The organism is Micromonospora sp. HNM0581, from assembly GCF_012726175.1.
In the GTDB taxonomy this organism is placed as follows: Bacteria; Actinomycetota; Actinomycetes; order Mycobacteriales; family Micromonosporaceae; genus Micromonospora.
Genome location: NZ_JAASAD010000001.1, coordinates 382,935 through 396,878, shown reverse-complemented (window position 1 = coordinate 396,878; position 13,944 = coordinate 382,935). Strand labels below are relative to the sequence as shown.

The window sequence follows — 13,944 nt, the reverse complement described above, 5'->3', positions numbered from 1 at the left end:
TTCGCCCCGGGGGCTAGTCGAAGAAGCGGGCCAGATGGGTGACGGAGGGGCCGTCGTCGTCAGGTCCGAGCGGCGTGAGGTCGGCGAAGATGGACGCGCCGTCGCTGCCGGCGTGCAGGGGGTACCAGCGGGGGGTGCCCGGAGGTCGCATCACGCAGATGCCCTTGACGGTCTGTACGTCCAGCAGCCGCACGTGGGTCGGGTCGGCCACCGCGTTCACGTGCCCCCACCAGGGGCTCATCACGTGCAGCACACCGCCGGGGCGCAGCGCCCGGTGACACTCGTCGAGTAACGGCAGGAAGTCGATCAGGTGTTCCAGGATGTGCACCGCGAACAGCACGTCCACCGAGTTGTCGGCAAGGGGCAGGGAACGGGAGAGATCGGCGACCGCGTCCACCCCCGGAGCGGGGAAGATGTCGAGCCCCAGGTTGCCCGGCCACTGCTTGGTGGCACCGCATCCCAGGTCGACCACCACCGGTTCGCGTCCGCCGACCCGTACCCGACACCAGACGCCGAAGACGCCGGCCAACCGGCCAACCTGTTCGCGTACCAGTCGCAACTGGGCCGGCTCGTCGACGTCACCGCTCAGGTGGGCGACGCCCCGGTCGAAGCGGACCTCGACGCCGAGCGGGCGCAGCCGCTCGTCGTGGCGGACCTGATCCGTCCACGTCTCGGTGAGGAACCCGTCCATCGCCCGCAACCGCTCGGCAGAGGACGGAGTGTGTGCCAACGCCACCATCCCGGCCACCTCCGGCCGGCCCGTTACCCGGTCAGTCGCCTGATATGCGCCGGTCGTCCTTGAATTCGGTACCGGATCAGAACTCGGTGACCCGCCCGGCATCCACCCGCAACCGTCGGTCGAGGCGTACCGCCTCCAACATCCGCCGATCGTGGGTCACCAGCAGCAGCGTGCCCGGGAAACTGGCCAGCGCGGACTCCAGTTGCTCGATGGCGGGCAGGTCGAGATGGTTCGTCGGCTCGTCCAGCACCAGCAGGTTGACGCCGCGCCCCTGCAACAGGGCCAACGCGGCCCGGGTCCGTTCGCCCGGGGAGAGCGTCGCGGCCGGTCGCAACACATGCTGCGCACGCAGGCCGAACTTGGCCAGCAGCGTACGCGCGTCCGCCGGGGACATGTCCCGTGCAGCGGCCCGGAACGCGTCCAGCAGCGGCGCGTCGCCGAGGAACAGTCCGCGGGCCTGGTCCACCTCACCGACCACCACGCCCGGCCCGAGCGCGGCCTGCCCGGCGTCCAGCGGCAGACGGCCGAGCAGGGCGGCCAGCAGGGTCGACTTGCCGGAACCGTTCGCCCCGGTCACCGCGACCCGGTCCGCCCAGTCGATCTGAAGACGCACCGGGCCGAGGGTGAAACCGCCCCGGCGTACCACCGCATCGCGGAGAGTCGCCACGACGGTGCCGGCGCGGGGCGCGGCGGCGATCTCCATCCGCAGCTCCCACTCCTTACGCGGTTCCTCCACCACCTCCAGACGCTCGATCAACCGCTCGGTCTGCCGGGCCTTTGCCGCCTGCTGCTCGGACGACTCGGCCCGGAACTTGCGACCGATCTTGTCGTTGTCGGTGGCCTTGCGCCGGGCGTTGCGGACCCCCTTCTCCATCCAGGCCCGCTGGGTCCGCGCCCGTGCCTGGAGCGCGGCCCGGGTGTCGGCGTACTCCTCGTAATCGGTGCGCGCCTGGCGGCGCGCCACCTCCCGCTCGTCCAGGTACCCCGCGTAGCCACCGCCGAAGTGGTTCACCTGCTGCTGGTGCAGGTCCAGCTCCAGCACCGAGGTCACCGTACGGGCGAGGAACTCCCGGTCGTGGCTCACCAGTACGGTGCCGGCGCGCAGCCCGGTGACGAAGCTCTCCAACCGGTCCAGACCCGCCAGGTCCAGATCGTTCGTCGGCTCGTCGAGCAGGAAGACGTCGTACCGGCTGAGCAACAACGACGCCAACCCGGCGCGGGCCGCCTGCCCGCCGGAAAGGCTCGCCATCTCCTGGCCGAGATCGACGGCGAGTCCCAACTCGTCGGCCACCTCCTCGGCACGCTCGTCCAGATCGGCCCCGCCGAGCCCGAGCCAGCTCTCCAGCGCGGAGGCGTAGGCGTCGTCAGCCCCCGGCACGCCGGTGGTGAGCGCATCCGTTGCCGCGTCGAGGGCAGCCTGCGCCCCGGTCACGCCGGTGCGGCGGGCCAGGAACGCCCGCACCGTCTCCCCGGGGCGGCGTTCCGGCTCCTGCGGCAGATGCCCGACGCTCGCGCCGGGCGGGCTCAACGTCACGTCACCGGCCTCGACCGGCAACAGGCCGGCGAGCGTACGCAGCAGCGTCGACTTGCCGGCCCCGTTGGCGCCGACCAGGCCGATCACGGCTCCGGGCGCGACCACGAGGTCCAGCCCGGTGAAGAGGGTTCGTTCCCCGTGCCCGGCGGCGAGATCCTTGACGATCAGTGTGGCGCTCACAAGCAGTCGAGCCTACCCGTCGCCGGGTGACGGACTCCCGGGACGAGGCAGACTCATGAACGTGTTGACCACTCTGGCGATCGACTGCGGCGGCGGCGGGATCAAGGCGTCCGTCCTCGACGACGCGGGCACGATGAGGGCCCAGCCGTTGCGGGTACCGACGCCGTACCCCCTGCCGCCGGACCTGTTCGTCCAGATCCTCGTCGAACTCGGCCGTCGACTGCCCGCAGCCGGGCGGGTCACGGTGGGGATGCCCGGCATGATCCGGCACGGCGTGGTGGTGGCCACCCCGCACTACGTGACCCGCTCGGGCCCCCGAAGTAGGACCGACCCGGCTCTGCTCGCCGAATGGTCCGGGTTCGACGCCCGCAGTGCGCTCTCGACCGCGTTCGGTCTGCCGGTACTGGTCCTCAACGATGCCGAGGTCCACGGTGCCGGGGTGGTCGCCGGCACCGGCTGCGAACTGGTGCTGACCCTCGGCACCGGGCTGGGCAGCGCCCTGTTCGAGGGCGGTGTGCTCGCTCCGCACCTCGAACTGTCACACGCCCCGGTGCGTTGGGGCACCACCTACGACACGTACGTCGGGGAACCCGAGCGTCGTCGGCTCGGCGACGCGTTCTGGTCCAGGCGGATCCGGCAGGTGGTGGAGTGGCTGCGTCCGGTGTTTCGCTGGGACCGGCTCTATCTGGGCGGAGGGAACTCGCGGCGGATCCGCTTCGAGCAGCTCACCCGGATGGGTGACGACGTCGTGGTGGTCCCCAACAGCGCCGGCATCGTCGGCGGCGTCCGCGCCTGGAACCTCGCTGCGGTGCACGGAAGGGCACCCTGCTGACGCGCGGTGTACCGGCGGGCCCCTGCCGACAGGGTCGGGCCGGAGAAGCGGTCGGGAACAGTCGCGGCACGGCAGGTGTTGTGCCAGCGTCGGAGCAGAGGTACGACACGGAGGGGGTGGCGGCATGGATCTTCTGGCCGAGTACCGGCGGGCGACCCTGTTCTTCGAGGCGGGCGACCCCGGCGGCGCGGCCCGGCTCCTCGAACCGATCATCGAGGCGGAGCCGGACAACGCCGCCGTACGGCAGTTGCTGGCTCGGGCCTACTTCCAGTCGGCCCAGCTGAGCCGAGCCGAGGCGCAGCTGCGGGAGCTTGTCGACCGAAACCCCAGCGACCATTACGCCCACCACGTCCTGGGCCGGACGCTGGAGCGGCTGAACCGCTACACCGACGCGCTGCGCCACTTGCGCATCGCGGCGGCCATGCACGCGTCCAACGACGACTACACGACCGCCCTGCGCCGGGTCGAGACCCGGGTGGGTGGTCGCTGACCGCCTCGACAGGGCAGCCCGACCGGGCTGCCCTGTCGTCGTTCCAGCCCAGCCGGTGACCTGCCTACCATGAGGCTTATGACAGCTGACCGGACGGTGGACGTGGCATGAAGCTGAAGCTGGACCTGCACGACATATTCAACAAGGGCCACGACATCGACCGGGCACTGCGCGGGATCATGGACGAGGCGGTGGCGAAGAAGGCCACTCTCGTCGAGATCATTCCAGGCAAGGGCTCCGGCCAGCTCAAGAAGCGGGTGTTGCGCTTCCTCGACCAGAAGGACGTCAAGCAGCTCTACCACCGGGTCGAGAAGGACTCCAAGAACTTCGGCCGCCTCTTCGTCCACTTTCGCTGGAAGTAGCCGCCCTCACAGGGAATAGGTGCGGGCCACCGCGAGCATCTCGGAGCTGTGGGTGCCGGCGACACCGACATCCGGTGGGCGGGGACGGAAGCCGGGTAGCGCGTCGAGGCCGTCGCTGGCGTCCATCGCCCGCAGCTCGACCCGGTCGCTCTTCGGCTCCACGACCAGGATGATCTCGATGCCCTCCGGGGGTGGGGCGTGGAAGACGATCCCGAAGCCCCACCGGCCCTCACGCTGCTCGACCGGCACCTGCCGGCCTGCCACCCGGGCGCTGCGTACCGTCGCGGTGTTCGCGTCGACGTGCAGGGTGACCAGACGCACCTGGCGCTGCGGCGTGAGCCGCATGGTCAGCGTTCGCGCACCAGTCTCAGCGCTGTCGGCCTGCACGTCCAACCGGGGCGCGGGTAGGTCGGCGGGCTGTGCCGGACCACCGAGCAGTGCGTCGCCGCCGATGCCGGGGAATTCGTCGGCGACCTGGACGGGGCCGTCGACGTACTCGTCGGTCCAGGTCTGCGGCTCGGCCTCGTGACTGAGCCAGCTGGCCTGTCCGGTGCCGGCGTCCAGGGCGTACATCAGGTGGGTCGGTGCGGGGTGCGTGGCGTCGAACCGGTCGACGGCGAAGCCGGTGCCGGCGAGGACCACCGTGGCCAGCGCGGCGGCCCCCGCGGGCACGGCACCGAGTCGGCGGGCCCGCAGCGCCGCCATGCCTCGCTGGCCGCCGACCCGTGGATGCAGCAGTTCGATCACCGGTAGCGCGGCGAGGCCGAGCAGCACCGCGAAGAGCGCCGCGACGCCGCCCATCGCCATGCCGAGCGCCGGGAAGAGCAGCACCACAGTGGGGAGAAGGAGAGTCACCGCGACCGCCGCCGCGACGGTCACCGCCGTCACCGGTACCGGCCCGTCGGGGCGGGTGAACAGCGTCACCAGCCCGCCGACCGCTCCGGCCAGGGCGGGCAGGGTCGCCAGGTACGCCCCGCCGGGTGCCACGACGGCCAGCAGCAGGCCGATCAGCGCCAGCCAACCGAGCCCGCCGATGGCTAGCGCGGCCGGGCCGACCCGCCGACGGGTCAGCGCGTACCAGGTGAACACGACGGCGGTGGCGAGCGACAGTACGGCCAGTCGGTACCAGGTCGGCCGGTACGGGTCGAGTAGTTCTGCGTAGCCCGGCCGGAGGGCGCCGATCCCCGCCCAGAGGAGTTGGGCGGCGATCGGCGCCACCACGATCGGCACCAGGGCCAGGCCGAAGCCGGCGGCCAGCCGACCGGCGGTGACCCGACCGCGGCGGTGGGCCAGCCAGCCGAGTGCGACCACACCGGCCAGGGCCAGCAGGGCCAGCGGCAGCGCCAGCCAGCCGGGGTAGCGGGCGAGGCCGCCCGGCACGGGGAAGTAGGTGGCATCGTGGCCGGCGCGGAGGTCGGCGAGGTCGACCCGGCCGAACTCCCGGGCGAGACCGAGGGTGTTGTCACCGTGGTTCTGGAGGCTGGCCCGGTCGACCGAGTCGGGGATGTCCAGCGGGGAGTGGTAGATCGCGGCACCGTCGAGGTAGGCCGCGTTCAGTCCGGCGAATCCCTCGTCGAGGAAGGCGGTGAAGTCGGTGTCGTTGGGCAGGGCGCGGTACACCTCGACCGCGAACGAGGTGCCCACCGGATGCGGTGCGGCCCGGCCGAAGATCTCGACCAGGCGGGCGTTCTCCGGTGAGGTCTCGAACATGATCACCGGACCGGTGCGACCTCGCGCCTCAAGGTTGAGCACCACTCCTTTGCCTGCCGCCAACGGATGCTCGGAGGCGAACGCCGAGGCACCGCAGAGGCACGCCTCCTCGGCGTCGGTCAGGACGAACACGACGTCGTTTCGGGGTGGCGGGCCGTCGGTGAGCGCCCGGGCCGTCTCCAGGATCGTCGCGACTCCGGCGGCGTCGTCGTTACCGCCTGGGCCGGACTGCACCGCGTCGTAGTGCGCGACCAGGAACACGGTGCCGGTGGGATCCGTTCCGGGTAACCGGGCAACCACGTTGCGTACCCGGGCCAGGGCTGTCCCGCCCGCCGCGCCGCTGAGCTGTCCCGCCTCCTCGGCGACGGTGTCCTGCACCTGCGTCTGGAGCCCGAGGTCACGCAGTACGCCTTCGAGGTAGCCGCGGACCTCGTCGTTGGCCGGGCTGCCCGCTACGTGCGGCCGTCCGGCGACCTGCGTCACGTGCGGGTACGCCCGTGATGCGCTGAACTCGCCGCTCGGCGCGTCGACGGCCCGGGGTGCCGGGGGGCGCAGGTCGAGCAGGGCCCCCGCGCCGACGGCGACGAGCGCGACCAGTGCCGCCAGCGCGGCGAGGGGACGTCGGTGCGGTCGGGTGAGGGCCTGATCTGCGGCGGGGCTGGGGGGTGCGCCCACGGTGACTCCTCGCGAGGGGTGGTCCTGGGATGGACATCATCCTCCATGCCGCCTGAGGGCGCCCCGTCGTGTTGTGTGCGAACGTTATCTAATACAGGATCAGCAGGGCACTCGGAAGGAGCCCGACATCACCAGCGATCAGCCGCCAATTGTGGCGGCGACCCGGCCGGCCCGGGGGACCGGGACGACCGGTTCCTCCGTCGTGTCGTGGCCGTACCCGCAGGGTGGGCTGGGCGGCAACCCGAACCTGCCCCCGGGAGAGCGGCTGCGGGTGCTGCTGGTCGAGGACGACGAAGGCGACGCCTTCCTGGTCGGCGAGTTGCTCGCCGAGACGAACTCCGGAGTGGATCTGCTGATGGCGACCAGCCTGAGCGAGGCACGCCGGCGGATCGCGGGTGTCGACTGCGTCCTGCTGGACCTGGGTCTGCCTGACGCCCAGGGGCTTGACGGGCTGCGTCAGGTGCTGGAGATGTCCGGCAGCGCGGCCGTCTGTGTGCTCACCGGTCGCACCGACGAACATTTGGGCATCGTGGCGGTTGCCGAAGGGGCGCAGGACTACCTGGTCAAGGGTCAGGTCGATGGCATCCTGCTGACCCGGGCGCTGCGCTACGCGGTGGAGCGTAAGCGGGCCGACGAGAACGCCCGCCGGTTGCGTGAGGTGGAGCTGCGCCAGGCCGAGTCGGCCCGGTTGGAACGCGGCCTGCTGCCCCAGCCGCTGATGTCGACCGACCAGATCGCGGTGCATACCTTCTACCGGCCCGGCCGGCATGCCGCCCTGATCGGCGGGGACTTCTACGACGTGGTGCAGACCCGGCCCGACCGGGTGGATCTGATCATCGGTGACGTCTGCGGACACGGCGTGGACGAGGCGGCACTCGGCGTCGAGCTTCGGGTGGCCTGGCGGGCGCTGATTCTCGCCGGGGTGCCGGACGACGAGGTGCTTCCCGCGCTGGAACAGGTGCTGATGAGTGAGCGCCGGCTCCAGGAGATCTTCGCAACCGTGGCCACTGCCCGGCTGGATCTCGCCGCTGGCCGGGCGACGGTGCGTCTGGCCGGCCATCCGCCCCCGGTGCTGCTCGCCGAGGGCCGGGTGACTCCGGTGCCGGCCCCGGGTGGCCTGCTGCTCGGCGTACGGCCACGGCGGCCGGTCGCCTTCGACCTGAAGTTCGACACCGAGGACTGGTCTTTGCTGATGTACACCGATGGTCTGATCGAGGGCCGGGTCGGCGCGGGCGACGAGCGGCTCGACGTTCCCGGGCTGACCCGGCTGCTGGCCGAGCCGGCCAGCAGGGCGGTCCCGTTGCCGGAGTTGCCGGCCTGGCTGGTCGGCCGGGCCGAGCAGCTCAATGACGGCCCGTTCGCCGACGACGTGGCGATGCTGCTGGTCACGCGGGGTGGTGGCCGGTGACGACCTCGGGCGCTGGTTGGAGCCTGCGTGGTCGGTTGGCCGTGCTCGTCGCGGTCGTCGGGCTGCTGTTGATCGGGGTGGCAGTCGCGGAGGCGGTGGTTGCCACCCGTAACCGGGCGAACATCGACGCGGTGCTCAACCAGGCGGGTCCGCTGCGGGTGCACTCTCAGGAGCTGCTCGCGGTCCTGGTCGATCAGGAGACTGCGATCCGCGGGTACGCCCTGACCGGCGACCTGGACGATCTCGGCCCGTTCGAGGCCGGTCGGCAGCGCGAGCAGGAGCTGACCGACTCGATGGGCCGGCTCCTGGCCGGCTACCCACAGCTGCGTGACGAGTTCGACACGGTGCGGCAGCGGGCGGAGCAGTGGCGGCAGACGGTCGCTCTGCCGGTCATCCAGGCGATCGAGACCGGCGGCGCCGAAGCCGGTCAGCAGCTGGTCACCGAACAGGCCCGCCGCCAGTTCGACCAGATCCGGCTCGCCGTCGACGCGCTCCAGGAGGGCATCCTCGAAGTCCGCGACCAGGCCGCAGCCAAGGTACGCCAGACCAGCAGCCTCCTGGTGCTGCTGCTGATCATTGCGGCTCTCGTGGTGGTGGTCGCCGGGACGCTGCTGCTCGTGTCCCTGGAGCGGATGGTGATCCGGCCCCTGACCGGCTTGGCGGGACAGGTGCGGGAGGTGGCCACCGGAGACTACGACCATGGCATCGTCGGGTCCGGGCCGCCCGAGTTCCGTCGCCTCGGCTCGGACGTGGACGCGATGCGCCAGAAGATCGCTGCTGACCTGGCCGAGGTGCGCGAGGCCCGGGAACGAATCGAGTGGGTCAACACCCAGTTGCAGAAGCAGGCCGAGGAGCTGACCCGCTCGAACCGTGACCTCGAACAGTTCGCCTACGTCGCCTCGCACGACCTGCAGGAGCCGCTGCGCAAGGTGGCGAGCTTCTGCCAGCTGCTCCAGCGACGGTACGCCGGCCGGCTGGACGAGCGGGCCGACCAGTACATCGCCTTCGCGGTGGACGGTGCGCAGCGGATGCAGCGGCTCATCAACGATCTGTTGGCGTTCTCCCGGATCGGCCGGCTCACCACGGGATTCACTGACGTCGACCTGAATCACCTGATGGCGGAGGTGGCGGCGCAGACCGAGCCGGCCCGGCAGTACGCCGACGCCGAGTTGACCTGGGGTGAGCTTCCGGTCATCCGCGGTGAGGAGCCGCTGCTGACCAACCTGCTCGTGAACCTGGTCAGCAACTCGGTGAAGTTCCGTCGGGCGGACGTGCCACCGAAGGTACATGTCTCGGCCCGGCAGGTGGGCGACGAGTGGGAGATCAGCTGCCAGGACAACGGCATCGGAATCGAGCCCGAGTTCGCCGACAAGATTTTCGTCATCTTCCAGCGGTTGCACGCCAAGGACGCGTATCCCGGTACCGGGATCGGGCTGGCGATCGTGAAGAAGATCGTGGAGTACCACGGTGGTCGGGTCTGGGTGGACACGGACGTACCCGAGGGGACGGCGATCCGATTCACCCTGCCCGCGCTTCCCGTTGAGGTCGAGGGCGAGGAGGGGACGACTGATGGGGGCGGCCCCGCCCCGGTGGCGGCTGCGGCCGTGACATCGGACCGAACCGTTGCCGAGGGTCGGGCTGGTGCCGAAGGTCCGGTTGACGCGGAGGACCGGGCCGGTGCCGGTGACCGCGCTGATCAGACAACCCAGGCGGATGATGCGGCTCCGACTCGTGACGGTACCGTCGGCGCCGAGGCCGGCGGCGGATCGGAGCGCCCCACGGCTGTCGCCGGCCCGTCATCGGCCGGCGGTGGGACAGGTGGCATGAAGGAGGCGGTGGGATGACCGCGCCGGCGGACGGCAACAGCCCGATCGAGGTGCTCCTGGTCGAGGACGACCCGGGTGACGTGCTGATGACCCAGGAAGCGTTCGAGGAGCACAAGCTGCGCAATCGGCTCAGCGTCGTCTCCGACGGCGCCGAGGCGCTTGCCTACCTGCGTCGCGAAGGTCAGTATTCGCACGTCGAGCTGCCGGACCTGATCCTGCTCGACCTGAATCTGCCCCGGCGGGACGGCCGGGAGGTGCTGGAGGAGATCAAGAAGGACGCGGATCTCTGCCGGATCCCGGTGGTGGTGCTCACCACGTCCCAGGCGGACGAGGACATTCTGCGCAGCTATCAGCTGCACGCGAACGCGTACGTGACCAAGCCTGTCGACTTCGAGCAGTTCATCTCGGTGGTCCGGCAGATCGACGAGTTCTTCGTCAGCGTGGTGAAGCTGCCGCCGCGTGGCTGACACCCTGCTCGACGACGTCGCCGGGCTGTTGCGGGAGGCTGCCGACCGCGTCGTACTGCCCTTGTTCCGCCATCTCGACGTCACGGACGTGAGCGAGAAGGCCCCCGGAGAGCTGGTCACGGTCGCCGACCGCCGAGCAGAGGAAATGATCAGCGCCGGGTTGCTCCGGCTGCGTCCCGGTTCGGTGGTGGTCGGCGAGGAAGCTGTTTCCGACGATCCCGCCCTGCTGCGTCATCTGCGTGCCGCCGGGGACGTGTGGCTTGTCGACCCGGTCGACGGCACCGCGAACTTCGCTGCGGGCCGCCGCCCGTTCGCGTTGATGGTTTCCCTGCTCACCGATGGCGAGCCGGTGGCGGCGTGGGTGTTCGACCCGCTCGCCGACGTACTGGCGACCGCCCGTTGCGGCGAGGGCACCTACCTGGACGGTCGGCCTTTGCGTCTGCCCGCCGGAGCGCCGCCGATAGGCGAGTTGCGGGGTGCCGCGATGACGAAGTTCCTGCCGGTGCCGGCGCGGCGCACGGTGGAGGCGGGCGGTGCGCGGCTGGGCGAACTGTTGCCGGGGCAGCATTGTGCCGGTCGCGAGTATCTCGACGTGCTGACCGGTCGCCAGCAGTTCGTGCTGTTCTGGCGGACGTTGCCCTGGGACCACGGTCCCGGCACCTTGCTGGTGCGGGCGGCAGGCGGCGTGGCCCGCCGGTTGGATGGTTCGGACTACCATCCGGCTGGTCCGGAGCACGGCCTGCTGGTGGCCGTCAACGCCGAGGTGTGGACCGAGGTCCATACCACCCTCCTGCCCGTCTGATCCCACTCCGTCGTTCTCCTCACGTCAGCGGCGGTCTCACCACCCACGACTGGCCGCCAACCTCATGAGCAACGCCGGCGTGGTGGGTGCGGGGGGTCAGGTAGCGGTCGCGGAGAGTTGAGGATCGGCGGGGGTGGGGGTCGGTGGGCTGGTCAGGAGAGCCGGTTCCGGTATTCTGGCCGGCGGCCATCCGCCAGCAGGCCGCCGACCGGCGCCGGCGGGGTCGTCGCCGCGCAGGGGTGCCAACCGGGGCCGGCGGCCGACGAAAGGATGCTTCCGTGCGCAGGTACATGTCCGTCCGGCGGAACGTTCGCCGGCCGCTGATCGCCCTGCTCGCCGGTGTGGCGCTGCTGCTCGGTGTGGGTGCCGTGCCGGCGTACGCCGAGCCCAACGAGGGTGGCAGCAAGAAGCTGCGGGACGCCCTGGAGGCCACCGCCAAGGCGCATATCGACGCCAAGCGCGAACTGGATGCCTCCAAGAAGCGGCAAGCGCAGATGGCGACGGAGCTCTCCGAGATGGAAAGCCGGCTGAACGAGCTGACCGTACTGGTCGGTGAGGTGGCCGCACAGTCGTACCGGGTCGGACGGCTCAGCCCGGCTGCCGTGTTGCTGGACAGCGCGACCCCGGAAGCTTTCGTGCAGCGGGCCGCCAACCTCGACATGATGGCCCAGCGGGACGGCCGTCGCGTCAGGGAGCTGACCGAGGCGCGTGAGCAGGCCCGGCAGGCGAAGCTCGCGATCAACGCCGAGGTGCGCGAGCAGACGAAACAGCTGGCCGTGATGGCGAAGAAGAAGAAGGAGGCCGAGGCGGCGCTGGCGGCGGTCAGTTCGGGCAGCGGCGGCGGATTCAGCGGCGGCAGTTCAACCTCGGCGAAGCCGGCGCCCCGGAACTCCGACGGTTCCTGGCCGGGTGAGTCGTGCTCGGTGAACGATCCGACCACCTCGGGCTGTATCACGCCACGGACCCTGCACGCGTTGCAGCAGACCCAGGCAGCCGGCTACAAGCGGCACGTCTCCTGCTACCGCAGCGGCGGCTCCGGCGAGCACCCCAAGGGTCGGGCCTGCGACTTCTCGGCGGCCACCAACGGTTTCGAGGACCGTACGGCGACCGGTGGCGACAAGACGTACGGCGACGGTTTGGCCGCCTGGCACGTCCGCAACGCCGACCGGCTCGGTGTGCTCTACGTGATCTGGTATCGCCAGATCTGGCACCCGGGCACCGGGTGGCGGGCGTACAGCGGGAGCGGCAGCCCCGCCGCAGACCACACGAACCACGTTCATCTCTCGATGTACTGACCTGCGGTCCCGAAACGGCTGCGTACCATCGCCACGATGAACTCTCCAACGCCTGAGCTGGCGGCCCCGTCCGCGCCGGTCCCGCCGGAGTCGGCCCGGGCCTTGCCCAACGGGCTCGCCGCGTTCCTGGTCTTCTATTCCAGCGGTGCGGTCCTGGTCCTGGAGACCGCCGCGTTGCGCCTGGTCGGGCCGTACGTCGGGGTCACGCTCCAGGTGACCAGCTCGGTCATCGGCATCGCGCTCGCGGCGATCGCGTACGGGGCGTGGGCGGGCGGCTGGCTGGCCGACCGGCGGAATCCTCGTACGATGCTGGCTCCGGCGCTCGTGCTCTCCGGCATCGCCACCGCGATAACCCTGCCGGCGGTGCGGTACGCGGGTGAGGTGCTGCGGGGTGGGGCGGCCAGCGCCATCCTGCTGCTCGTCGCGGTCGCCGTGTTCGCTCCCGCGATGCTGCTCTCGGCGGTCAGCCCGATGGTGATCAAGTTGCAGCTCGCCGACCTGCGCCGCACCGGTCAGGTGGTCGGTCGACTTTCCGGCATCGGCACCCTGGGCGCGGTCACGGCCACCCTGGTCACCGGGTTCGTGCTGGTGGCCGCGCTGCCCAGCACGGTGATCCTGTTCGGGTTGGCCGCTTCCCTCGGCCTCACCGGGATCACGCTCGGTGTCTACCTGCACCGGCAGGACCGGGCCGCGCTGCCCGGTCCGGCCCGGGTCAAGGCCGCCCTTGCCGTGCTCGGCCTGGCCGGGGCGGGGCTGACCATGGTCGCCCCGGATCCCTGTGACATCGAGACGGCGTACCACTGCGCTCGGGTGCAGGCCGATCCGGGACGGTCCAGCGGGCGGACGCTGTTGCTCAACTCGGCCCAGCACTCGTACGTGGACCTGGCCGACCCGACCCACCTGGAGTACGCCTACACCAGGTGGATCGGTGCGGCGGCCGACGTGCTCGCCCCGGCGGGACAGCGGCTCGACGCACTGCACCTGGGCGGCGGTGGCTTCACCGTGCCGCGTTATCTGACCGCCACCCGACCTGGAACCGACAACCTGGTGTTCGAGATCGACGGCGGGTTGGTCGAGCTGGGGGAGCAGCGACTGGGCCTGCGGCAGGGGCCGGACCTGAGGGCCGTGGTGGGCGACGCGCGGATGCTCGTCGCCGCCGAGGCGACCGGCAGCCGGGACTTCGTGGTGGGTGACGCCTTCGGGCATCTGGTGGTTCCCTGGCACCTGGCCACCCGGGAGATGGTCGCGGAGATCCGCCGGGTGACCCGCCCGGGCGGGGTGTACGTGCAGAACGTCATCGACTACCCGCCGCTGCGGTTCATCCGCAGCGAGGTGGCCACGGTCGCCGCCGAGTTCGAGCACGTCGCGTTGATCGCCCCGCCCGAGTCGCTGGCCGGGGAGCAGGGTTCCAACTTCCTCATCATGGCTTCCGACGCACCGCTACCGCTGACTGCGGTGCGGGCCCGGCTCGACGACGTCAACGAACCGGTCAGCCTGCTCAGCGGCGGTGAACTGACGGACTTCGTTGGCGACGCGCTGGTGCTCACCGACGACTACGCACCGGTGGACCAACTGCTCGCCACCGCCTGATCGGGTGACATCGGTGACCGAAGCGGACCATGCA

At 70.9% G+C, this 13,944-nt stretch carries 12 protein-coding genes; 9 read left to right on the top strand and 3 right to left on the bottom strand.

Features of this window, described 5'->3' with window-relative positions; all coding sequences use genetic code 11:
* Nucleotides 1-13 precede the first annotated feature (13 nt).
* Both HCA58_RS01875 and HCA58_RS01870 read right to left on the bottom strand, forming a co-directional pair.
* Entirely contained in the window at nt 14-739 is a 726-nt protein-coding gene (locus tag HCA58_RS01875; RefSeq protein ID WP_169595958.1) for a methyltransferase domain-containing protein, read from the bottom strand.
* Nucleotides 740-815: 76 nt separating this feature from the next.
* Nucleotides 816-2,453, bottom strand: a complete 1,638-nt coding sequence (locus tag HCA58_RS01870; protein WP_169595957.1) for an ABC-F family ATP-binding cassette domain-containing protein — start codon at nt 2,451-2,453, stop codon at nt 816-818.
* 61 nt (nt 2,454-2,514) lie between these two features.
* Between HCA58_RS01870 and HCA58_RS01865 the strand changes: the two genes are divergently transcribed.
* The 3 genes from HCA58_RS01865 (at nt 2,515) to HCA58_RS01855 (ending at nt 4,137) form a co-directional block, all read left to right on the top strand.
* Nucleotides 2,515-3,285 (top strand): ROK family protein, encoded by a 771-nt coding sequence (locus tag HCA58_RS01865; RefSeq protein WP_169596164.1) that lies wholly within the window; start codon nt 2,515-2,517, stop codon nt 3,283-3,285.
* Nucleotides 3,286-3,409: 124 nt separating this feature from the next.
* Nucleotides 3,410-3,775 (top strand): tetratricopeptide repeat protein, encoded by a 366-nt coding sequence (locus tag HCA58_RS01860; RefSeq protein ID WP_169595956.1) that lies wholly within the window; start codon nt 3,410-3,412, stop codon nt 3,773-3,775.
* Nucleotides 3,776-3,882: 107 nt separating this feature from the next.
* Complete coding sequence (locus tag HCA58_RS01855; protein ID WP_013736060.1) at nt 3,883-4,137, top strand: Smr/MutS family protein; 255 nt, start codon at nt 3,883-3,885, stop codon at nt 4,135-4,137.
* A gap of 6 nt (nt 4,138-4,143) precedes the next feature.
* On the opposite strand, the gene HCA58_RS01850 is transcribed toward HCA58_RS01855, so the two are convergent.
* The gene (locus HCA58_RS01850) at nt 4,144-6,522 is read right to left on the bottom strand and encodes a M28 family peptidase (RefSeq protein WP_169595955.1); all 2,379 of its coding nucleotides are present in this window, start codon (nt 6,520-6,522) and stop codon (nt 4,144-4,146) included.
* A 202-nt stretch (nt 6,523-6,724) separates the two neighbouring features.
* Here HCA58_RS01850 and HCA58_RS01845 point away from each other — a divergent pair, with 202 nt between their 5' ends.
* The 6 genes from HCA58_RS01845 (at nt 6,725) to HCA58_RS01820 (ending at nt 13,910) form a co-directional block, all read left to right on the top strand.
* Nucleotides 6,725-7,930 (top strand): fused response regulator/phosphatase, encoded by a 1,206-nt coding sequence (locus tag HCA58_RS01845; RefSeq protein WP_169595954.1) that lies wholly within the window; start codon nt 6,725-6,727, stop codon nt 7,928-7,930.
* Nucleotides 7,927-9,774: a sensor histidine kinase gene (locus tag HCA58_RS01840; RefSeq protein ID WP_169595953.1), complete on the top strand. Its 1,848-nt coding sequence runs from the start codon at nt 7,927-7,929 to the stop codon at nt 9,772-9,774. Before HCA58_RS01845 ends, HCA58_RS01840 begins: the two co-directional genes overlap by 4 nt.
* Nucleotides 9,771-10,223 carry a response regulator gene (locus HCA58_RS01835; RefSeq protein WP_169595952.1) on the top strand — a complete coding sequence of 151 codons (453 nt, stop codon included), beginning with the start codon at nt 9,771-9,773 and terminating at the stop codon, nt 10,221-10,223. Before HCA58_RS01840 ends, HCA58_RS01835 begins: the two co-directional genes overlap by 4 nt.
* Nucleotides 10,216-11,025 (top strand): inositol monophosphatase family protein, encoded by an 810-nt coding sequence (locus HCA58_RS01830; protein WP_169595951.1) that lies wholly within the window; start codon nt 10,216-10,218, stop codon nt 11,023-11,025. The genes HCA58_RS01835 and HCA58_RS01830 overlap by 8 nt, the downstream gene beginning before the upstream one ends.
* A 290-nt stretch (nt 11,026-11,315) precedes the next feature.
* Nucleotides 11,316-12,320 (top strand): hypothetical protein, encoded by a 1,005-nt coding sequence (locus tag HCA58_RS01825; protein ID WP_169596163.1) that lies wholly within the window; start codon nt 11,316-11,318, stop codon nt 12,318-12,320.
* A gap of 36 nt (nt 12,321-12,356) precedes the next feature.
* Entirely contained in the window at nt 12,357-13,910 is a 1,554-nt protein-coding gene (locus HCA58_RS01820; RefSeq protein WP_169595950.1) for a fused MFS/spermidine synthase, read from the top strand.
* The last annotated feature ends 34 nt before the right edge of the window (nt 13,911-13,944 follow it).

Coding starts and splice junctions, on each gene's coding strand:
- HCA58_RS01875 (WP_169595958.1), bottom strand. CDS start 739: ATGGTGGCGTTGGCACACACTCCGTCCTCTGCCGAGCGGTTGCGGGCG.
- HCA58_RS01860 (WP_169595956.1), top strand. CDS start 3,410: ATGGATCTTCTGGCCGAGTACCGGCGGGCGACCCTGTTCTTCGAGGCG.
- HCA58_RS01855 (WP_013736060.1), top strand. CDS start 3,883: ATGAAGCTGAAGCTGGACCTGCACGACATATTCAACAAGGGCCACGAC.
- HCA58_RS01835 (WP_169595952.1), top strand. CDS start 9,771: ATGACCGCGCCGGCGGACGGCAACAGCCCGATCGAGGTGCTCCTGGTC.
- HCA58_RS01825 (WP_169596163.1), top strand. CDS start 11,316: ATGTCCGTCCGGCGGAACGTTCGCCGGCCGCTGATCGCCCTGCTCGCC.
- HCA58_RS01820 (WP_169595950.1), top strand. CDS start 12,357: ATGAACTCTCCAACGCCTGAGCTGGCGGCCCCGTCCGCGCCGGTCCCG.